19 protein-coding genes and 5 pseudogenes are annotated in these 19,988 nt (G+C 70.3%); 11 read left to right on the forward strand and 13 right to left on the reverse strand.

Features of this window, described 5'->3' with window-relative positions; all coding sequences use genetic code 11:
• Nucleotides 1-10: 10 nt before the first annotated feature.
• Entirely contained in the window at nt 11-826 is an 816-nt protein-coding gene (locus tag C8250_RS03445) for an alpha/beta hydrolase (protein WP_138354624.1), read from the reverse strand.
• Nucleotides 827-1,042: 216 nt separating this feature from the next.
• On the opposite strand from C8250_RS03445, the pseudogene C8250_RS03450 reads away from it, so the two are divergent.
• The 5 genes and pseudogenes from C8250_RS03450 to C8250_RS03470 form a co-directional block, all read left to right on the forward strand.
• Nucleotides 1,043-1,597, forward strand: a pseudogene (locus tag C8250_RS03450) (alpha/beta hydrolase); the annotation flags it as partial.
• Nucleotides 1,598-1,765: 168 nt separating this feature from the next.
• Nucleotides 1,766-2,122 (forward strand): VOC family protein, encoded by a 357-nt coding sequence (locus tag C8250_RS03455; protein ID WP_138354623.1) that lies wholly within the window; start codon nt 1,766-1,768, stop codon nt 2,120-2,122.
• A gap of 134 nt (nt 2,123-2,256) precedes the next feature.
• Nucleotides 2,257-4,641, forward strand: a complete 2,385-nt coding sequence (locus tag C8250_RS03460) for an excinuclease ABC subunit UvrA (protein WP_138354622.1) — start codon at nt 2,257-2,259, stop codon at nt 4,639-4,641.
• 43 nt (nt 4,642-4,684) lie between these two features.
• Nucleotides 4,685-5,128 (forward strand): helix-turn-helix transcriptional regulator, encoded by a 444-nt coding sequence (locus tag C8250_RS03465; protein WP_138354621.1) that lies wholly within the window; start codon nt 4,685-4,687, stop codon nt 5,126-5,128.
• Between the two features lie 10 nt (nt 5,129-5,138).
• A complete protein-coding gene (locus C8250_RS03470; RefSeq protein WP_138354620.1) occupies nt 5,139-5,546 on the forward strand; it encodes a VOC family protein in 408 nt (135 codons plus the stop codon).
• 52 nt (nt 5,547-5,598) lie between these two features.
• On the opposite strand, the gene C8250_RS03475 is transcribed toward C8250_RS03470, so the two are convergent.
• From C8250_RS03475 to C8250_RS44435, 3 genes and pseudogenes are all read right to left on the reverse strand, one after another.
• A complete protein-coding gene (locus C8250_RS03475; protein WP_138354619.1) occupies nt 5,599-5,970 on the reverse strand; it encodes a nuclear transport factor 2 family protein in 372 nt (123 codons plus the stop codon).
• A gap of 27 nt (nt 5,971-5,997) precedes the next feature.
• Nucleotides 5,998-6,711 (reverse strand): SDR family oxidoreductase, encoded by a 714-nt coding sequence (locus tag C8250_RS03480; RefSeq protein WP_138354618.1) that lies wholly within the window; start codon nt 6,709-6,711, stop codon nt 5,998-6,000.
• Between the two features lie 257 nt (nt 6,712-6,968).
• Nucleotides 6,969-7,903: pseudogene (locus tag C8250_RS44435) on the reverse strand (LysR family transcriptional regulator).
• A 98-nt stretch (nt 7,904-8,001) separates the two neighbouring features.
• Here C8250_RS44435 and C8250_RS03490 point away from each other — a divergent pair.
• Nucleotides 8,002-8,304 carry a muconolactone Delta-isomerase family protein gene (locus tag C8250_RS03490; RefSeq protein WP_138354671.1) on the forward strand — a complete coding sequence of 101 codons (303 nt, stop codon included), beginning with the start codon at nt 8,002-8,004 and terminating at the stop codon, nt 8,302-8,304.
• 239 nt (nt 8,305-8,543) lie between these two features.
• A complete protein-coding gene (locus tag C8250_RS03495; protein ID WP_138354617.1) occupies nt 8,544-9,149 on the forward strand; it encodes a GPP34 family phosphoprotein in 606 nt (201 codons plus the stop codon).
• A gap of 64 nt (nt 9,150-9,213) precedes the next feature.
• Here C8250_RS03495 and C8250_RS03500 read toward each other — a convergent pair whose 3' ends face one another.
• The 4 genes and pseudogenes from C8250_RS03500 to C8250_RS03515 form a co-directional block, all read right to left on the reverse strand.
• On the reverse strand, nt 9,214-9,834 hold the full coding sequence (locus tag C8250_RS03500) for a TetR/AcrR family transcriptional regulator (protein ID WP_138354616.1): 621 nt from the start codon (nt 9,832-9,834) through the stop codon (nt 9,214-9,216).
• A gap of 310 nt (nt 9,835-10,144) precedes the next feature.
• A pseudogene (locus C8250_RS43325) lies at nt 10,145-10,456 on the reverse strand (LLM class flavin-dependent oxidoreductase); the annotation flags it as partial.
• Nucleotides 10,457-10,506: 50 nt separating this feature from the next.
• Nucleotides 10,507-10,839: a hypothetical protein gene (locus tag C8250_RS03510; protein WP_138354615.1), complete on the reverse strand. Its 333-nt coding sequence runs from the start codon at nt 10,837-10,839 to the stop codon at nt 10,507-10,509.
• A 153-nt stretch (nt 10,840-10,992) separates the two neighbouring features.
• Nucleotides 10,993-11,130, reverse strand: coding sequence for a hypothetical protein (locus tag C8250_RS03515; protein ID WP_187144718.1), 138 nt, complete (start codon nt 11,128-11,130; stop codon nt 10,993-10,995).
• A 671-nt stretch (nt 11,131-11,801) separates the two neighbouring features.
• Between C8250_RS03515 and C8250_RS03520 the strand changes: the two genes are divergently transcribed.
• From C8250_RS03520 to C8250_RS03530, 3 genes are all read left to right on the forward strand, one after another.
• Nucleotides 11,802-13,052, forward strand: a complete 1,251-nt coding sequence (locus C8250_RS03520; RefSeq protein ID WP_138354614.1) for an MFS transporter — start codon at nt 11,802-11,804, stop codon at nt 13,050-13,052.
• 200 nt (nt 13,053-13,252) lie between these two features.
• Complete coding sequence (gene glsA / locus C8250_RS03525; RefSeq protein ID WP_138354613.1) at nt 13,253-14,581, forward strand: glutaminase A; 1,329 nt, start codon at nt 13,253-13,255, stop codon at nt 14,579-14,581.
• A 69-nt stretch (nt 14,582-14,650) separates the two neighbouring features.
• Nucleotides 14,651-14,968: a cupin domain-containing protein gene (locus tag C8250_RS03530; RefSeq protein WP_138354612.1), complete on the forward strand. Its 318-nt coding sequence runs from the start codon at nt 14,651-14,653 to the stop codon at nt 14,966-14,968.
• Between the two features lie 65 nt (nt 14,969-15,033).
• On the opposite strand, the pseudogene C8250_RS03535 reads toward C8250_RS03530, so the two are convergent.
• The 5 genes and pseudogenes from C8250_RS03535 to C8250_RS03555 all read right to left on the reverse strand — a co-directional run bounded on the left by C8250_RS03535 (nt 15,034) and on the right by C8250_RS03555 (nt 18,944).
• Nucleotides 15,034-15,605 (reverse strand): annotated as a pseudogene (locus C8250_RS03535) (hypothetical protein).
• 158 nt (nt 15,606-15,763) lie between these two features.
• Complete coding sequence (locus C8250_RS03540) at nt 15,764-16,873, reverse strand: alanine racemase (RefSeq protein ID WP_138354611.1); 1,110 nt, start codon at nt 16,871-16,873, stop codon at nt 15,764-15,766.
• Nucleotides 16,874-17,015: 142 nt separating this feature from the next.
• Entirely contained in the window at nt 17,016-17,336 is a 321-nt protein-coding gene (locus C8250_RS03545) for a hypothetical protein (RefSeq protein WP_138354610.1), read from the reverse strand.
• A 1-nt stretch (nt 17,337) separates the two neighbouring features.
• Nucleotides 17,338-17,664 (reverse strand): hypothetical protein, encoded by a 327-nt coding sequence (locus tag C8250_RS03550; RefSeq protein WP_138354609.1) that lies wholly within the window; start codon nt 17,662-17,664, stop codon nt 17,338-17,340.
• Between the two features lie 257 nt (nt 17,665-17,921).
• Entirely contained in the window at nt 17,922-18,944 is a 1,023-nt protein-coding gene (locus C8250_RS03555; RefSeq protein WP_138354608.1) for a DNA-directed RNA polymerase subunit alpha, read from the reverse strand.
• Between the two features lie 238 nt (nt 18,945-19,182).
• Between C8250_RS03555 and C8250_RS03560 the strand changes: the two are divergent.
• Nucleotides 19,183-19,767, forward strand: a pseudogene (locus C8250_RS03560) (methyltransferase domain-containing protein); the annotation flags it as partial.
• Nucleotides 19,768-19,988 lie beyond the last annotated feature (221 nt).

Here is a 19,988-nt window from a genome sequence, read left to right on the forward strand (position 1 = left end):
GACAGCGGGATCACCGCCGTCCCGGGGCCGCTCCGGCCGCCTCGACGATCACCTCGGCGATACGCGCGGGCTGTTCCACCAGCGCCATGTGCCCCGCGTCCGGCACCGTGACCATCGTGATCCGGGGGCAGGCTCGCAGCCCCCGGAGCTCCTCGTCCGTGAGCCCGATGTCGTCGCGGTCACCTCGCACGACCCACGCCGACGCCCCTGAGTCGCACAGACGGGCCACCAGGGACCCGTGCCGGTCCAGGTACGCGAAATAGCTCCGCACGATCCGACGGCAGAATCCCGGATCGTTCCTGCCCATGGCGGCCGCCAATGCCTCCGCACGGTCCGGCGCGAACTCGCCTTTCATCGCCCTCGGCAGCAGCTTCACCATCGCGGCCCACAGCAGCGTCCGCACTCCCGGCACCCGGCCCAGCCGATCCATCATCCGGATGAACGTCGCCTCGTCGCCGCTGGAGAACGTCGGTGACAGCAGCACCACCGGCCCGGCGAACACCCCGGCCGCCACCATCTCGATGGCCACGTTCGCCCCCAGGCTGTGTCCGACCAGCACATCACAGCCGGCCTCGGCGGCGAACTCCCCCATCAGCCGCGCGTAGTTCTCCATCGTGAGGTCCTTCGGCGGCGGGGTGCGCCCGAACCCCGGCAGCGTCACCGCGACCATGCCGAGGCCGGCCTCCGCCATCCCGGGGTCCGCCATCACATCCGCGTAGAACTCCGTGGTGCACAACCCACCTGGGAGCAGGAGCAGCCGGTGCTCGGCCTCATCCGGGCCGGCCCTCCTGATGTCCCAACCCGCGTGCCCACTCTGCGTGCTCATGTGGCACAGCCTGAGGCCCCCGCCAGGGCCGGGCCATCATCTGCCCCGGACACGGCGTGTCGCCGGGACTCCGTTGAGGTCATCAGTTCGCGAGGCGAGGAACTGATCAACTGACCAGCGGCTGACGCGCCCGGAGGCACACACCCGAACGTCGATTTGCCGAAGTGGCAACAACCCTCGCTTCGGCCGCGCCGTTCTCGGCATGCTGGTGACGCAATCTTCGCGCAGATGGGTGGGAGCGAGGAGTTCTACGTCTCCTACTTCCAGCAGGCCGGGCGCGCCGAAGCCGAGATCGAGCCCGACGTGCGCGGCTGGCTCACCGGCTTCTACGCCGCCATGTCCGCCGACACCATGCCCGCGCCCGACGCGCCGGACCCGCACTTCGTCCACCCCGGTGGGACGCTCCGAGACCGGTTTCCGGCCGGATCGCGGCCCGGCTGGCTCAGCGAGCGGGACCTCGACGTGTACGCGGGGGAATTCGAGCGGACCGGCATGACGGGAGCGCTCAACCGCTACCGGAACATGGACCGGGACTGGAAGGACCTCGCCTCCTTCGACGGCGCGCCCATCACCCAGCCGTCGCTGTTCGCCGGAGGCGGCCTGGACGCCTCCACCACCTGGATGAGCGAGGCGATCAAGGCGTATCCCACCACGCTGCCCGGCCTGCTCTCCTCGCACATCCTCGACGACTGCGGCCACTGGATCCAGCAGGAGCGCCCCGCCGAGATCAACCGGCTCCTGACCGACTGGCTCGCCGCCCTCCCCGTCTGAAGCCCCCGGGGCGTGACGAAACAGGCTGACCGGACCGATCAGGAATCGAGAAGCGCCGGTCAACGAGGCCACCTAGTGTGCCGGTCAAGGGCGATGCCGGGGCTTCCCGTCCGTCCCCCTTGCCCGGCACATCCCGGGTCACTGTGACCCACGGCTTCAGGAGCGACGATGACCGACTCTTCCACTCAGGGAATCAAGACCGTGCTGCACCCCGTGTCCGACCTGGCGAAGGCCAAGGCGGTCTACGCCGCGCTGCTCGGTGTGGAGCCGACCTCCGACGCGCCCTACTACGTCGGCTTCGAGGCGGCGGGCCAGCACATCGGTCTCGTGCCGGGCGGCGGGCCGCAGGCCGCGACCGCACCGGTGTCCTACTGGCACGTGCAGGACATCGAGGCGAAGCTGGCCGAGGTGACCGCCGCGGGTGCCACCGTGAAGGAGGCCGCGCACGACGTCGGTGGCGGCCGCCTCGTGGCCACCTTCACCGACCCCGACGGCAACGTCCTCGGGCTGCTCCAGGACAGCTGAGTTCCGGCTCCACGAGCCACGGGGGCGTGGATACTTGGGTACTTGCGCCCCCGGCCGGGCTGGTCGGATCGAGCCAGGCGACGCCGACGGAGACCGCGAGAGCGGCCCGCCTCACAGATGGAGACACGAACAGCATGGCCAAGAGGACGGACAAGCAGTCGCCTGCGCCGCACGTCGCCGACAGCCACGACCTGATCCGCGTGCACGGTGCGCGCGTGAACAACCTCAAGGACGTCAGCATCGAGATCCCGAAGCGCCGGCTGACGGTGTTCACCGGTGTCTCCGGCTCGGGCAAGAGCTCGCTGGTGTTCAACACGATCGCCGCGGAGTCGCAGCGGCTGATCAACGAGACCTACAGCGCCTTCGTGCAGGGCTTCATGCCGACGCTGGCACGGCCGGAGGTCGACGTCCTCGACGGGCTGACCACAGCGATCATCGTCGACCAGCAGCGGATGGGGGCCGACCCCCGTTCCACCGTCGGCACCGCCACCGACGCCAACGCGATGCTGCGCATCCTCTTCAGCCGGCTCGGGAAGCCGCACATCGGCCCGCCCAGCGCGTACGCCTTCAACGTCCCCTCGGTCCGGGCCAGCGGTGCCATCACCGTCGAGCGCGGTGCCAAGAAGGCCGTGAAGGCAACCTTCAACCGCACCGGCGGCATGTGTACCCGCTGCGAGGGCCGGGGCAGCGTCTCCGACATCGACCTGACCCAGCTCTACGACGACTCCAAGTCGATCGCCGAGGGCGCGTTCACCATCCCCGGCTGGAAGTCCGACAGCTTCTGGACCGTGCGGGTCTATGCCGAGTCGGGCCTCCTCGACCCGAACAAGCCGATCCGCAAGTTCACCAAGAAGGAGATGCAGGACTTCCTCTACCGGGAGCCGACCAAGGTGAAGGTCGAGGGCGTCAACCTCACCTACGAGGGGCTGATCCCCAAGATCCAGAAGTCGTTCCTGTCCAAGGACAAGGAAGCGCTGCAACCGCACATCCGGGCGTTCGTGGACCGGGCGGTCACGTTCACCGTCTGCCCCGAGTGCGACGGCACCCGGCTGAGCGAAGGGGCCCGGTCGTCGAAGATCAAGCGGATCAGCATCGCCGACGCCTGCGCGATGCAGATCAGCGACCTGGCCGAATGGGTCCGCGGCCTCAAGGAGCCGTCGGTGGCGCCGCTGCTCACCGCGCTGGGGCAGACCCTCGACTCGTTCGTGGAGATCGGCCTCGGCTATCTCGCGCTCGACCGGCCGGCGGGCACCCTGTCGGGCGGCGAGGCGCAGCGCGTCAAGATGATCCGCCACCTCGGCTCCTCGCTCACCGACACCACGTACGTCTTCGACGAGCCCACCGCGGGCCTGCACCCCCATGACATCCAGCGGATGAACGACCTGCTGCTGCGGCTGCGGGACAAGGGCAACACGGTGCTCGTCGTGGAGCACAAGCCGGAGACGATCGTGGTCGCCGACCACGTCGTCGACCTCGGCCCCGGCGCCGGTACGGCGGGCGGCACCGTCTGCTTCGAGGGCACCGTCGAGGGGCTGCGCACCAGCGGCACCATCACCGGCCGGCATTTCGACGACCGGTCCGCCCTCCGGGAGTCGGTGCGGAAGCCCACCGGCACGCTGGAGATCCGCGGCGCGACGGCGAACAACCTGCGGAAGGTCGACGTCGACATCCCGCTCGGGGTGCTGGTCGTCGTCACCGGCGTCGCCGGCTCCGGCAAGAGCTCGCTCGTGCACGGGTCGATCCCGGCCGGTGAGGGTGTGGTGGCGATCGGCCAGGGCGCGATCCGCGGCTCGCGACGCAGCAATCCGGCGACGTACACCGGGCTGCTCGACCCGATCCGCTCGGCGTTCGCCAAGGCCAACGGCGTGAAGCCGGCCCTGTTCAGCGCCAACTCCGAGGGCGCCTGCCCCGGCTGCAACGGTGCCGGTGTCATCTACACCGACCTGGCGATGATGGCCGGTGTCGCCACCACCTGTGAGGAGTGCGAGGGCAAGCGGTACCAGGCGTCGGTGCTCGAGTACCACCTCGGCGGCCGCGACATCAGCGAGGTGCTGGCGATGCCGGTGACCGAGGCCGAGGAGTTCTTCGGCTCCGGCGAGGCGCACACCCCCGCCGCGCACCGGATCCTCGACCGGCTCTCCGATGTCGGGCTGGGCTATCTCAGCCTGGGGCAGCCGCTCACCACGCTGTCCGGCGGCGAGCGGCAGCGGCTCAAGCTGGCCACCCACATGGCGGAGAAGGGTGGTGTCTACGTCCTCGACGAGCCGACCACCGGCCTGCACCTCGCCGACGTGGAGCAGCTGCTCGGCCTGCTCGACCGTCTCGTCGACTCCGGTAAGTCGGTCATCGTCGTCGAGCACCACCAGGCGGTCATGGCGCACGCCGACTGGATCGTCGACCTCGGCCCGGGCGCCGGGCACGACGGCGGCCGGATCGTCTTCGAGGGCACACCGGCCGACCTCGTGGCCGCCCGCTCCACCCTCACCGGCGAGCACCTCGCGGCGTACATCGGGGCCTGACCGGGGCCCTCGCGGACACGTGGTCTGTGGCACGATCGTTCATGTGACCAGCAGACCCACCGCGGCGCAGCGGCTGCGCGACCTCGCGCTGCTGCGCCGCGTCCGTGACCGGATCGACCGCGAGTACGCGCAGCCGCTGGACGTCCTGGCGCTCGCCCGCGGCGTGAACCTGTCGGCCGGGCACCTCAGCCGCGAGTTCCGGCTCGCCTACGGCGAGTCTCCCTACTCCTATCTGATGACGCGGCGTATCGAGCGGGCGATGGCGCTGCTGCGGCGGGGCGACCTCAGTGTCACCGAGGTCTGTTTCGCGGTCGGCTGCTCGTCGCTGGGCACCTTCAGCACGCGGTTCACCGAGTTGGTCGGTGTGCCGCCCAGCACCTACCGGCGCGATGCGGCGCGCGCGACGGCGGGGATGCCGTCGTGCGTGGTGAAGCAGGTGACCCGGCCCATCCGGAATCGGGAAGCGGGCTCCGCGGACCGCAGCTAGCGTGACTGCCATGGACATCACGATTCACTCGAGCTTCCTCCCGCACGACGACCCGGACGCGTCCCTGGCGTTCTATCGCGACCTCCTCGGCTTCGAGGTCCGCAACGATGTCGGATACTCCGGGATGCGCTGGATCACGGTCGGCCCGGTCGGCCAGCCCGGTACGTCCATCGTGCTGCACCCACCGGCCGCCGACCCGGGCATCACCGACGACGAGCGCCGCACCATCACCGAGATGATGGCCAAGGGCACCTACGCCATCATCACGCTGGCCACCCCCGACCTCGACGCCACCTTCGAGCGGCTGCAGGCCGGCGCCGAGATCATCCAGGAGCCCACCGAGCAGCCGTACGGCGTGCGCGACTGCGCGATCCGCGATCCTGCGGGCAACCTGATCCGCATCAACGAGATCCGCTGAGCCGTCCGGCCATCTCCGCCATGACACGGCCCGCAGAGGAAGCGGACAGGTCCTAGTCGAGCCGGGAGACCTGGTAGTGGCTGATGAGCCAGCCCTCCTCCGAGCGCTTCACCAGGACACCGAGGTTGACGCTGATGGTGGCCCGGTCGGTGAACGCGAAGTCGACACTCAGGTAACCGAGGACGAGGTCGTCGGCGGGGTGTCTGCTCTCAAGAATCCGGTAGGCGGCCGTCATCCCGATGGGCTGGGACTCGTAGTAGTCGGCGATGCCCGGCCTTCCGACGCTGTAGGGGTGCAGCCCCTGGAAGATCGCGTCGTCGGTGAACTGGGCGGCGACCTGCTGCGGTTCGTGCCGGTCGACGGCGTCCTTCCACCGGTCGAGGACGCCGCGCAGGATCGCTTCACTCTCTGTCGTGCTGTTCATCAGGGCTCTCCTCTCGAGGGAAGCGAGTCAGTGGCCGGCGCTGACGCCGCCGTCGACGTGGAGGATCTCGCCGGTGACGAACGGGGCGTTCTCCAAGTAGATCACCGCGTCGACGATGTCGCCCGGCTCGCCCAGCCGGCCGACCGGCTGCAGCGCGGCGAGGCCCGCATAGGACTCCTCCGGGTGCATGGAGGTCCTGATGGTGCCCGGTGAGACGGCGTTGGCACGGATGTTGCGCGTCGCGTACTCGATGGCGAGGGACTTGGTGGCGGACTGCAGGCCGCCCTTGGTCAGCGAGGCGAGCACGGAAGGCACGTTGGCGTCGGCGTTGTCGACCAGGCTGGTGGTGATGTTGACGATGTGGCCGCTTCCCTGGACGAGCATGTGCTCGACGGCCAGCTGGGTGATGCGGAAGAAGCCGACGAGGTTCACACCGGTCACGGCGGCGTAGTCCTCCTGGGTGTATTCGGTGAAGGGCTTGGCCGTGAACAGCCCGGCGTTGTTGACGAGGGTGTCGATGCGGCCGAACCGCTCGACACCGGCGGCGATGACGCGTTCTGCGGTGGCGGTGTCGGCGATGTCGCCCTGGACGCTCAAAATGCCAGCGTCGGTGGAGGGAGCGATCGTGCGCGAGGTGGCGACGACGGCGTAGCCGAGCTTGCGGTAGGCGTCGACGAGTCCGGCACCGATGCCCTGCGAGGCGCCGGTGATGACTGCGACCTTCTGGTCGTGCGTGCTCATGATGACCTTCTCCGCGATGAGGTGGGATTCCTCGACCCGATCGTACTAGCCGACCGGTCGACTATTTGGAGCGTAGGTGGGTCGGCGAGAAGGAGTCAAAGGTCCACGCGGCCCAGGCCAGGACCGGTTTTCTCCCTCCTGATAGGCGCAGCCTTCCAGCGCATGTCAGGAGGGACAGCTCCCGCGAAGCCGAGGCGCTCAGAGGCGCGACTAGGGCGTGTTGCGAAAGTCCCGCCTGGCCCACGGGGCGAACGGCGCTACTTTCGAAACACGCCCTGGTGCCGGTGCGGGTCTCCCTCGGGCAGCCAGGCGTCCTCGGTGCGGATGCCGAGGTCGCCCACGCCGTCGCAGAGGGCGTCGATGAGGGCGAGAACCGCGGGGCGGTCCTCGCGCTCGCGCCGGACCAGGGACCATGTCCAGTAGATCTCCGGGGTGACGACCGGGCGTTGGACCAGGTCGGGCGGCAGCGCGGTGGTCTGGCCCTTGGGGCAGTTGATGACCGGACGGCCGCTGCGGCGGACGTGGTCGAAGAACGCGGGCCCGGTGATGCCGCCGTCGGAGATGCGCACCGCACGGGCCCCGGTGTCCCGGGCCAGTAGCTCGGCATAGATGTTCCAGGACCACCAGGCGGTCATGTCGTCGTCGAGGAGGACGACGGTGTCACGGGCGTCCACGGTGCTCGTGTCGTCACCGGTTGCGACGGCGTAGAGCCGGTCGGCGCCGATGAGCCGGGCGCTCAGGCCACGTTGTTCGAGGTCATCGGTTCGCACCCAGCACACCGCGAGATCCAGACTGCCGTCGGCGACCCGGGCGGCCTGGGTGTGCGACGGCGCGATCCACGCGTCGATGTGGAGCTGGGCCACCGCGGCGGCACGGCCGGTCAGATCGGGCGGGAGCCAGTTGACGTAGCCGAGCCGTACCGGTTCGGAGCCGGACAGCTGACCTGCGCGCCGCTGGAGGTCCGTGGCGCGCGTTCCAGCAGGGCGCGGGTGTGCGGGAGCAGGGCCGAACCGGCCGGGGTGAGGGACACCGAGCGGCGGTCGCGGTCGAACAGCCGCACCCCCAGGTCCCGTTCGAGGGTCTTGATCTGCTGCGACAGGGAGGGGCCGGCGATCAGCAGACGCTCGGCGGCCCGGCCGAAGTTCAGCTCCTCGGCGACCGCTAGGAAGTACCGCAATTGGCGCAGCTCCATGCCCGTCATGCTACGCCGGTGGGAGTCCAGGCCTCCCAGCAGGGAGGCCGCCGGTTATGGCGGTGCCCTGGTGGCTGACGGAGGACATGGACATGGACATGCGAAAGTTCCTCGTCGAGATCACCACCACCATCCCCGAGGGCACCGGTCAGGACGAGGTCGACCGGCGGCGCGCCGCCGAGGCCGTTCGCGCCCGGGAACTGGCCGCCACCGGCAACCTGGCGCGGCTGTGGCGCCCGGTCGGCGAGCTGCGCAGCGTCGGGATCTGGCGGGCCGCCGACGAGGACGAGCTCCACGAGAAGGTGCTCGGCACTCTGCCCCTGCGCCCGTGGATGACTCTCACCGTCACCGCGCTCGAGCCTCACCCCAACGACCCGGGCCGGACAGACGCCACACGGTGACGGGCCTGGCTCGGGCGCCGCCGCATTGCGCAGCGGTTTCCCCGCACGACCCGGTGCTGGTACGACATGCCGCCCCCGTAAGACTTTCGCAACGGTGAAACCGGCGCGGACCCGGGCAGACTCGGTGGGTGAGGGAGCGCAGCAGCGGCCGGCGGGCCGTTCTCGCCCCTGATGCCAGGCCGGCCCTCCGGCGACGTACCGCCAGCGAAGCCACCGATGCTTCTGATGTGGAGCCCGTCATGACCACTCCGCGGGACCTGTTGATCATCACCATGGACGTCACGTCCAGCCGTCCCGTCGAGCAGGGCGAACTTTCGCTGGCGCTCGCGGGAGCCGAGCTGATCGACCTTGTCGACGCCGAGGTCATCGCCTTGGACGGGGAGCGCATCCTGCCCGGCCCGCAGCGGACCTTGGACGATCGCCTGTTGGACGATGCGGCCTCGTCGCTCACCCTTCAGGAGCCGTACGAGACCGTCGAGGACTGGCTGTGGCGCCGGGGCCGTGGCCTCGCCACGACCTACCGCGCTGTCCTGGAGGCCGAAGGCGATGTCGCCCGGCCGCGCCATCACTGGATTCCCCTCAGAACCGGCCCGGCGGCACTGACCGACTCACCCGCCCGTCGCCACGCGGCCGAGCGCTGGACGTCGGGCGAGCCCGTCCTCGCCGGCCTCGCGGCGGCCGTGGGCATCCAGGACAAGCCGACCGAGGAGATCGCCGACCTCACCGACGACGCGGTCGTGACGGTGCTGGCCGCCGTCCACGGCGCGGCGACGGAGCTGGAAGGCGTACGGCAACGGCGGCGCGTCGAAGAGGCGGCCTTCGACAACATCTGGCGCGGCCAGTGACGGCGTCACGGGCGGACAGCGAGCCACGCCCCGACCCCCGCCCCGGCACCTCCGGCCGCGGGCATCAGATGCCGGCCATGGACTCCTGCGGCGCACGGGCGCCGAGCAGGGCCAGGCAGTTCGCCCACAGGGGGCCGAGCCGGTGGGTGTTGTTGTAGAGCTTGGCGAACAGCACCTGCCCCTCGAGCTGGGCGACCACCGACCGTGCGGCTTCCCGGGTGTCGATCACGGTGACCTCCTTGCGCTCGAGAGCCTCGGCGATGACCGAGGCGACCATCCCGACCTGAGCGTCGAAGATCTCCTGCAGTCGCGCGCGGATGGCCTCGGTCTGGTTGCTCATCTCCAGCGTGAGATTGCCGAACAGGCAGCCTGAGACGGTGCCGCAGCTCTGCTGCCCGGCGAGCTGGCCGGCCTCCGTCTCCTCGAAGAGCCGGCGCAGCCGTTGCAGTGGTTCTGCGGCGCTGTTCAGGATGCGCGTCCAGGTCGCCTGCCGGCTCGCCCAGTGCTCGTCGAGCACGGCCAGGGCGAGCGCTTCCTTGGATTCGAAGAAGTAGTAGAAACTGCCCTTGGGCACGCCGGCCGTCTTGCAGATCTCGGCCACGCCCAAGGCCGAGTAGCCGCGCAGCTCGATGAGCGATTGTGCGGCACCGAGGATCTTCTCCCTGGCGTCGCTGGTCCGTCCCATACAGCGAGTGTACGACCGGTCGACTATCTCTTACTAGACCGGTCGGCGATGCCGGGCTCGTCCGCGCGCAGCGCTCTGACAGCCGCCTCCACCTGCCGCAACGGCTCGGGGCCGACCGCCTGCAGCACCACCGTGTCGGCTCCCGCCGCCCACGCACCCGGGCGGCGGCCCCGGCGGCAGGGCCGGTCGCGGCGAACACCTGCTCGACCGGACGGCCCAGCCACTCGGCGTGACCCGCCAGTGCCGGGCCGACCGTGGCCTGAAGCAGTGCCGGATCGCCCTCGACGCGGAGGAACGCGAACACGGTCAGACTCTGCTGGGCATCGGTCTGCCTCCCTTTCTCCATGTGCCCGAGTGCGGCCACCAGGTCGGCGGGACCATGCCCTTCCGCGATGATCGCGCCGTCCGCGACCCGCCCCGCGAGCTCCAGCGAACGTGGCCGGACCACCCCTGCCACCACCGGCGGCACCACCGCGGGCGGATGCACCAGCCGCGCCGCGTCCAGCCGGACCTCCCGGCCGCCGACGCTCACCTCCTCGCCGCGCAGCAGTCCGCGCACGGCCGTCGCCGTCTCCTCCAGCAGCGCCAGCGGGCTGCGCGGTGCGACCCCGACCTTCACCATCCACTCGCGCACCCCATGGCCGACCCCCGCCGTGAAATGATCGGATGGAGCTAGTCTCCGATGAACCACAGATAGCTGCCCGGCGTTGCCGCACACACCGCGAGCAGCTCCGCGAGGTCCTGCAGAGCAGCCCTCTGAGGCCCGTCTGCGCACTCCTGCAACAGGACGGCGACTTCCCGGAGCGCGACCTCCGCCTCCTGCTCGTTGAACAGCGTGTCGCCGTAGGGGTCCACCCAGGCCAGCTTGCCCGGACCAGTCGGGTCGTACGGGCCCAGCGCCCGCGCCAACGCTTCGCCGTGCTCGTGGGACCGTCGAAGAACAGTGGTCCTGGACGACTTGCCCCCCGGAGGCCGCCCGGAGTGCAGTTGCAACTCGATCCCCATGATCGCCCCCTGAAGGTCGTACAACGGCGCCTGTCGGGCAACCTCTGGTCCACCGCCGGAGTCCGGACGACGGCCAGGGTACCGCTGACCCCGTCGCCAACTGCCCGTTGTCACGCTGGTGACGACAGGCGGTTCCGGCGAATCCCAGCTCCATCAGCTCTCCGCGAGCAGGATCACCCAGTCGTCCGGCGTGAAGCGCACGCGTTGTCGCTTGTCGGGGTTGATCCGGACCCCGTACGTCGGACCCGTCGCGGCCTGCGCGCGCAACCGGTCGTGGACCGCGGCGACCACGATGGCGTCGCCGGTTCCGGGTGTGAGCGCGTTGAGGGCGAGAAGGGTGGGTGCTGCGGGACACGAGGTTGTCGAACCGGTACTGCAGGCGCCGCCACGGCGACGCTGTGTACTGCACCACGCACCCCCTGCAGGAGACAGCGCCACTGTCCGCCGACGACCCGCCGTCGTGCAGGTCACGTTGGAGAAGTCCGGCCGTTGGACTGCCCGAAGGCCGTCCCCCTCACCCGGAGGTATGAACCGGGTGCCCAAGGGGTGTGAACGGGCATCCGAGTACCGCCGGCCGGCTCGTCGACCAGTGTCTCCGGATCCGCCGGGAACGACAGCCCAACGTTTAAGCGGGGAAAGCGGGGTATCCGGTCAACAGGGGCAACGCGGCGGCCGGCAAGGGCGGCTGCGGCCCATCGTTCGTCACAGGGAAGAGGAATCTCGCATGTACATAGGTCTCGGTACCGTCGTGCTTATCGTGATCGTCGTCGCTGTCGTGATGTTCCTGCGGCGCGGCTGATCCCACCACACCGGGCGTGTACGTGCGCGCCCGCGGAGTACGCTCCGCGGGCCGTCCGGCCGTCCGACTCACCCCGGATCCGGCAGGCCGGCCGGTGCCGGCTGCTAGAATGACCGTGTTGGCCTTCGGCGGCGCCCAGTGCGCGCGCCCGGAGGCTTTTTTCATGCCTTCTGACACCTCCGCGCCCACGGCGCCTGCCACCACCAGCTATCTCGCACTGCTCCGCAACGGCGAGTTCGCCGGCCTCTACGTCAGCTTCACCTTGTCGGTCGCCGCGAGCACCGTGTCGGGCTTCGCGCTCGGCACCCTGGTCGACCAGCAAACCCGCTCCCCGTTCCTGACCGCCGTCAGCATGTACGGCGCCACCTTCGCGACCGTGTTCGGTGCGCTGACGCTGATGTCGGTCGCGGACGGCCGCCGACCCCGCCGGACCCTCGTCGCGCTCCAGTGCCTCTCCCTCCTGGGTGTTGCCTCGCAGGCCGTACCGGGGCTGCCACTGGCCGCCCGGTTCGCCCTGCTCCTGGTGCTCGGGTTCTTCCAGTCCCTCGGGACCGGCACGCGGATGGGGCTGCTCGCCGAGGTCGTGCCGACCTCCGCCTACGCGCCGGCCCGTTCCCTGATGAACATCACCTCGGGTGGCATGGCCGTCCTCGGCTACGCCCTGGGCGCCGTCCTTGTGCGATACCTGAGCCCGCAAGGGGTCTTCGCGGTCGCCGCGGTCCTGACCGGACTCGGTCTGGCCGTGGTGGCGACGACCGTCCGGGAACACTCGATCCGGCTGACCCGCCGCCCCGGACTGCGCCAGACCTGGACGACCAACGCCGCGCTCTTCTCCCGCCCCGGGCGGCGGGCGCTGCTGGTGAACCTGTGGGTTCCCAACGGCCTGATCGTCGGCTGCGAGGCCCTGTTCATCTCCTACGACCCGGACCACGCCGGCACCCTCCTGGCCGCCGGATCGGCCGGCATGCTCCTCGGGGACCTGACCGTCGGACGCCTCCTCACCGCCGGGCAGCGACGCCGATACGCCTTCCCCCTGCGACTGCTGCTCGCCGTCCCCTACCTGCTGTTCGCGATCGACCCGCCCGTTCTGGTCGCGGCAGCGGCGGTGTTCCTCGCCGGCACAGGATTCGCCGCCACTCTGCCCCTGCAGGAACAGCTGCTCGCGCTGACCCCTGATCCCGTCCGCGGCCAGGTCCAGGGCGTTGAATCCGCCGGGCGGATGACGTGGCAGGGCATCGGTGCGGCGATCGCCGGTGGCGTCGCCCAGCACCTCGCCGCCGGCCCCACGATCGCCGCCATCGCCGCGGTCTCCGTTGTCGTCACCGTTGTCTCCCGGCCGTTCATGGTTGGTGACCGCAGTCGCGGCCGCAAGCACGGCGAGGCGTCGTGCGAGCCGCGTCCCTCGAACGGCTGAGCGGACGCAAGCCGGGCCCTGGGCCCGGTCGGCCCTCCCGTGCTGCGGAGAAGCCTCCGGAGAGGAAGGATGGAGGTCCCGCCGCCAGGAGACGTCATGGGACGCACCACCATCCGACGATCCGGGCTCCGTGCGCCCGGGCCACCTCCCCCGCCCGAACCGGGGCTCGCGGGCCCGGTTCCCCGGGGGCCGGGAGCGCCATGAGTTCTCCCCGGAGCGGCGTGGACGTCGTCACCGAGGCCCTGGCGGAGCTGCACGGCCGCTACGGGTCCCTGTCCGACGGCCGGGTCGCCGACTACATCCCGCAGCTGGCCTTCGCGGACCGTGACTGTTTCGGGCTGGCGCTGATGAGCATGGAAGGCCACGGCTACCGCGCCGGACGGTGCGGCGTGTCGTTCACGCTCCAGTCCTTGACGAAGCCCTTCGTCCTCGCCCTCGCGCTGGCAGAGCTGGGTCCCGACGATGTGGGGCGCAGTGTCGGAGCCGAGCCCAGTGGTGAGGCGTTCAACGCCATCAGCCTCGACGCGGTGACGGGCCGGCCCGCGAACCCGATGATCAATGCCGGTGCCATCGCGGTCACGGCCCTGGTCCCGGCCACCGGCCCCGCCGAGCGGTTCTCGCGGATCCTGGAGTGTCTCGGACGGTTCGCCGGCCGCACCCTGTACGTGGACGAGGACGTCTACCGTTCCGAGGTCGAGACGGGTCACCGCAATCGGGCGCTGGCGTATCTGATGCGCGGTACCGGCGTGCTGCGGGGTGATCCGGTCCAGGCGGTCGACACCTACTTCCGGCAGTGCTCGGTCCGGGCCACGGTGACCGACCTGGCGGTGATGGGAGCCACGCTGGCCAACGGGGGCACGAACCCGGTGACGGGAGAGCGTGTCGTTCCCGAGCCGGTGGCCCTTCAGGTGTTGTCGGTGATGGCCATGTGCGGGATGTACGACGCCGCCGGGAGTTGGATGCTGCACGTGGGACTACCGGCCAAGAGCGGAGTCTCCGGAGGGCTGGTCGCCGTCAGTCCGGCCCGCTTCGGGATCGCCCTCCACAGCCCGCCGCTGGATGCTGCCGGCAATCCCGTCCGGGGCGTCGCGGCGCTCCGGGAGCTGTCCGAGCGCTTCGGGCTCCACCTGATGCACAACGCCGCGCCGGGCGCCCCGACCGTGATGCTCTCGACGACCACGAGCGGCGGGCGGATCGCCCTGATCGCGGCTCAGGGCAAGCTGGACTTCACCGCGGCCGAGCGGGTGCTGTTCGCCCTGGAGCAGCGGAGGGTGGGCGCGCCGGGCGGGGTCGTCCTCGACCTCGAACGCGTCACCGGCATGGACACCACGGCCAAGGCGATGCTGGAGCGCGCGCTGACACTGCTCATCGAGGGCGGGCACGATGTGACCGTGGTCGGGGACCTACCCTTCAGGGCCCGGGGTACCTGGAGGCGGTCGACGGACCGCGCACAGGCCCTCGCGGACGCCGAGCACGCACTGACCGCTGCCCACGACCCGAACCCGGACCCCGGCCGGCACACCGGCTAGTACGCCGGCACATGCACGGACACCCGCACCGGGCTCTGCCGCCCACGGACACCCGCAAGGAAGAGGCCGATGACGACAACGGCTCACGCGACCGTGCAGCACGAGGACCAGCGGGTACGCGTCACCCGCTGGGACTTCGAGCCGGGCACCCGCACCGGGCACCACGTCCACGCGTACGACTACGTCGTCGTCCCGGTGGTCGACGGCCGGATCAGCGCGCTGTCACCCGACGGATCGGCGATCGAGTCACAGCTGCGGGCGGGAGAGTCGTACGCCCGCCCCGCCGGCACCGAGCACGATGTCGTCAACGCCGGCGGCGCATGGCTGGCCTTCGTCGAGATCGAACTCAAGGACCCCGCCCGGCCCACTCCGCCGCCGGCGCCCTGACTTCTGCCGAGCGGCGTGCCTCGGTCGTCCGGCGGCGGGGGTGTGCGGGGGTGAGGAACTGACGGTCAGCGCAATGGGGCGAGAGAGCGGGCGAGGTCCAGCCAGCGCTCCAATGTCCCGGCGGCCGCGCCGGAGTCGATCGCCTGGCGGGCCTCCTGCAAACCGGCGGCGAACGCGTCGTGCAGGCCGAGTTCTGTCATGTTCCGGTGGGCGGCCAGAGCTCCGGCGGCGTTGGCCAGTACGGCGTCGCGGACCGGTCCGGTCCCACCGTTGATGACCCGGTGGACCGCGAGCGCATTGTACGCGGCGTCGCCGCCGCGCAGTGCGTCCTGCCCGCTGCGGGCAAGTCCGAAGTCCGCGGTGTCCAGACGCTCTTGGCGGACACGGTGTGCGCGCCGTCTCCGCCCGTACCGACGATGTCCACGACGTCGGAGCCGTCCACCGGAATCGGGATGACGCGCTCCATCAGGGCGTCGACCAGTCCGTGGACCTCCTCGGCGCACTCGCCCTTCGCGCGCAGGGCAACCAGGAAGCCGGCGAGCTGCGCCGGCTCTGCGGCATCGTCCATCACCTGTCGCATGGCCCAGCGGGTGTCGTCCGCGCTCAGGTTCTCGCCGCGCAGGAGTACGGCCAGCATCTGCCGCCAGGAGCGGTCGGGGTCGGTCACGGGGCTCCCCTTGATACGGGCGCGGCCGGGAGCGTCGGTCCGCGCGTTGTCCCCCGGCACACTGGCTCTGACGTCCTCGGTGGGTTCATTCGGCCCGTCGTGGCCATGGCCTGCCGTGGCCCGCGATCTCAGACCACCTCACAGGCTCGGTCGAAGTCGGCCGACGCGGTCGTAGCGAGGTCGGACGTAGCGGGCCACGCCTGGGACGAGCAGTCGACGACCCGGTCGGGGCGGGTCACGGTGTGCCCCAGGCGCGCCACGAGTTCGCTGCCCACCTTCGGCCGCGGGACGTCCTGCGGCACGAAGAGGACGGAGACCTGCAGGTGCGGCGGCTCCGCGAACCAGCGCCGCCTGCCCGCCCAGACGAAGGGCGAGAGGTGGTGATTGGCGGTGGCCAGACCGAGGCGGGCCACGTTCTTGGCCCGGGGCACCACACCGTGCAGGTCCTTCGGGGCTTCCAGGCCCACCCCGTGCGAGGTACCGCCCGTGACGACCACCAGACAGCCGTCGGAGGGCACCTTGCCCTGCAGGAAACCGAAGCGCTCTCCCTTCACGACCGGCCTGACCTCCAGGACCGACGCGCGGAATTGAGTGGCCTCCTGGTCGCCCAGCCACAGCTGGGTCCCGATGCGGGCGCGGATGCGCGTGTGGGGGAACTGCCTCTGCACCTGGTCGAGTTCCCCGGCCTCCAGATGGCTGACGAACATGGTGTGCAAGGGCAGGCCCGCGGCGCGGAGTTGCTCCATGCACGCCATGACCTCCCCGGCGGCGTCCGGGCCGCCGATCCGGTTCAGCGGCAGGTGGATGGCGAACCCCTCCAGAATGACGTCCTCGAGAGCGGACCGCAGCAGGTGCAGGTCGTGCACACTGACGCCCGGCGACTTCATGCTGCTCACCACCTCGACGACGACACGGGCTCCCCTCAGACCGCGCAGGCTCTCGACGCAGGACACCGACCTGATCACCCGCCCCGGCAGCGCGGGGGCCTGCTCACCGCGCCAGGACGGCGACAGGACCAGAACCCGTCCGCTGTAGACGTCCTTCATCCGGGTTGCCTCGTAGGTCGTACCGACGGCGATGACGTCCGCCTTCAGGCGCTTGGCCTCCTCGGCCAGCGCCTCGTGGCCGAAGCCGAATCCGTTGCCCCTGACGACCGGGACCATCCCGGGGAACTGCCGGGTCACCACATCCTGATGCGCCCTCCAGCGCACGGGGTCGACGTAGAGCGTGAGCGCCATGACCGGTGACCTCCCTCTCCCGACTGCGCGACGCGCAGCAGTGAAACTGTCGGCAAGTACGGGCACCGTCCGACGTCCGTTCAGAACCGGCCGGAATGCAGCGAGAAACGGCCCGCCGTGCCTGCGGTGGACTCCCCTGCCGCTACGAGGCGATGGGACGATCGGAGAGGTGGGCGAGCTCGGTGAAGAAGGCGCGGTAGAGGGGCTCGTCGGTGGTGGGGAGGTCGACGGTGATCAGCAGACGCCGGGAACTCGTCGTGCTGGCGTAGATCGGTTCGTCGAGCTGCTCGACATTGCCGAAATGCAGCCGGGTCACGCCGCCCTTGCGCGCCTCGGCACGCACCTTCACCCAGCTCAGCGGGGACCGGTACGACCCGATGATGTGATTGCGCCGGAACACCTCGAAGATGCCGTGGTCGACCCGCAGATGCACGTCACCGTGCTCGAAGACCCTTGATTCCATGTCAGCCCATCCGTCGGTCGGCGAGCGTGGCCACGTCGGTGAAGTACGTGCGGAACAACATCTCGTCGTCGGGCGGCACCTGGACCGCCGGCGAACTGGCGAACCTGAAGGCGAGCCGGTCGGTGCCGTAGAGCGCAGCGCTCGGATCGCGGACGACACCGAAGAGCAACTGACCGGGTTTCTCCGGCTTCTTGTAGTGGACCAGGGCCCCGAGCCAGCGCAGCGGAACCCGGAACGTGTGCTCGGCGGAGGCCAGGTTGAAGAGCTCGAACACCCCCCGGTCCACGCGCAGGTGCAAATCCCCGTAGTCGAACGTGAGCGGATCCATGCCGGAGAAGGTATCGCGGGGCCCTGCGGTTGCGCGCAGCGGACCGAACGGGCGTCTCCTGCCGGTGTGGCACGGCGCGGCACGGCGCGGCGCGGAGGCGGCCGCCTCGGCCTGGGCGCCGCTCCGGGTGCACCGGCCCTCTGGCCGGACGCCCACACGGGCTCGAATCTGCTGGACGCTGCCCACCGTCCCGGCCCTGCCACCAGAAGCTCTCTTCGGGCGGCAGGGCCGAGACCGGTGGGAATCCGGTCGTCCGGTCAGTACTGCTCGGTCTCCTGGAACCCGGTGTTCCCGTCCTCGTCGGCGCTGAAAGCGTCGGCGGCGGCGGTCGGGTCGAACCCGGGCGGGCTGTCCCTCAGGGTCAGACCCATACCGGCCAGCTTCATCTTGACCTCGACGATCGACTTCCCGCCGAAGTTGCGGATGTCGAGCAGGTCCGCCTCGGAACGCGCCGTGAGCTCGCCCACCGAGTGGACGCCCTCACGCTTGAGACAGTTGTACGAGCGGACGGTGAGATCCAGCTCCTCGATCGGCAGCGCCAGATCGGCGGCCAGGGCCGCAACCGTCGGGGACGGGCCCATGTCGATGCCCTCGGCATCGGCATTGAGCTCGCTGGCCAGGCCGAACAGCTCGACCAGGGTCTTGCCGGCCGACGCCAGGGCGTCACGCGGCAGCACCGCCTGCTTGGTCTCGATGTCGACGATCAGCTTGTCGAAGTCGGTGCGCTGCTCGACACGGGTCGCCTCCACCGTGCAGGTGGCCTTGAGCACCGGGCTGTAGATGGAGTCGACCGGGATACGGCCGATCTCCTGGCCCTGCTGCTTGTTCTGGACGGCGGAGACGTAGCCGCGACCACGCTCGACGGTCAGCTCCACCTCCAGCTTGCCCTGGGCGTTCAGGGTGGCCAGCACCAGGTCGGGATTGTGCACCGTGACACCGGCCGGAGGCGTGATGTCGGCGGCGGTCACGACACCCGGGCCCTGCTTGCGCAGGTACATCACCACCGGCTCGTCCTCCTCCGAGGACACCACGAGCTGCTTGATGTTCAGGACGATGTCGGTCACGTCCTCCTTGACGCCCGGCACGGTGGTGAACTCATGGAGAACGCCATCGATGCGGATACTGGTGACAGCGGCACCGGGGATCGACGACAACAGCGCCCGGCGCAGCGAGTTCCCCAGGGTGTAGCCGAATCCCGGCTCCAGCGGTTCGATGACGAACCGTGAACGCCACACCTCGACGACCTCTTCGGTCAACGACGGACGCTGAGCGATCAGCACAGGAAAAATCCTCCATACTCCGGCGCCCCGACGTGGCGCCACCACCCGTGACTTTACTGGCGTCAGCGCTCCGCCGAGCCGCGCCGTGCTGGCGTCGGCGGCTCCGGAAGGTTTATCCCTCTTCTTCCGGCTTCTTCCGGCCAGGCGCTCGGGACGGCCGCCAGGCTCCGGACCGGCCATGTAAGGGCCGCCAGGACTCGAATGTCGGTGCGATACGGCAGGGTGGTCGGGTGAGGCGGTCGGGGTCGAACCGCACGACGGGCTGAGGGAGGCCGCGGAACTCCGCGCGGCCGCGGCCGGCAACGCCGCCCGGTTCGTCGCGGGTGACGCGGTGGCGCTGCCGCTCGACGATGCCGGCACCGATGTGGTGTGGTGCGAGCGCGTCTTCCAGCACCTCACCGAGCCCGCGAAGGCGGTCGGGGAGATCGTCCGCGTCCTGCGGCCGGGCGGGCGCGTCGTCCTGCTCGACACGGACTGGGCGACCGCGCTCCTGCACCCCGGCGACCCCGAGGTCGTCGCCGCGCTGATGCGCCGCGCGCTGACGGCCTCCGCGAATCCGCACGCCGGACGGCAACTCGTCGGCCAACTGGCCACGGCGGGGCTGGAGATCACCGACGTCGGCTCCCAGGCACTGATCCAGAGCAACACCAAGGTCAACTGGCAGCTCATCCGCATGCTCGGCGAGTCCGCGCTGCGCGAGGAGCTGATCTCCGAGCAGCAGCGGGACGCGCTGTACGCCGATCTCACCGCAGCTGCCGATGAGGGCGCGCTGCACATGTCCGTGACCATGTTCGGAGTGGCCGCGAGGCTTCCGTCCTCGTGATCCGAACCCGGCGGGCCGACGGGCCCGCCGGTGATCCCGCCGGCCGCTCTCCGGATCAACGGCGCCATCAACCGTCGCTCCTGCCGGCCACCCCCGCTCCTACCGCGGCTCTTGCGAAGCCGCGCCTTTCCCTTGACCTTCCGCATTGCCAGCCCGGCCGCGCCGATGATCAGCGCGGTCGGCAACTGCGTAAGGATTCCCTGCACCACGTAGTTCATTTT

Source organism: Streptomyces sp. So13.3 (assembly GCF_005860785.2).
Lineage (GTDB): Bacteria > Actinomycetota > Actinomycetes > Streptomycetales > Streptomycetaceae > Actinacidiphila > Actinacidiphila fildesensis.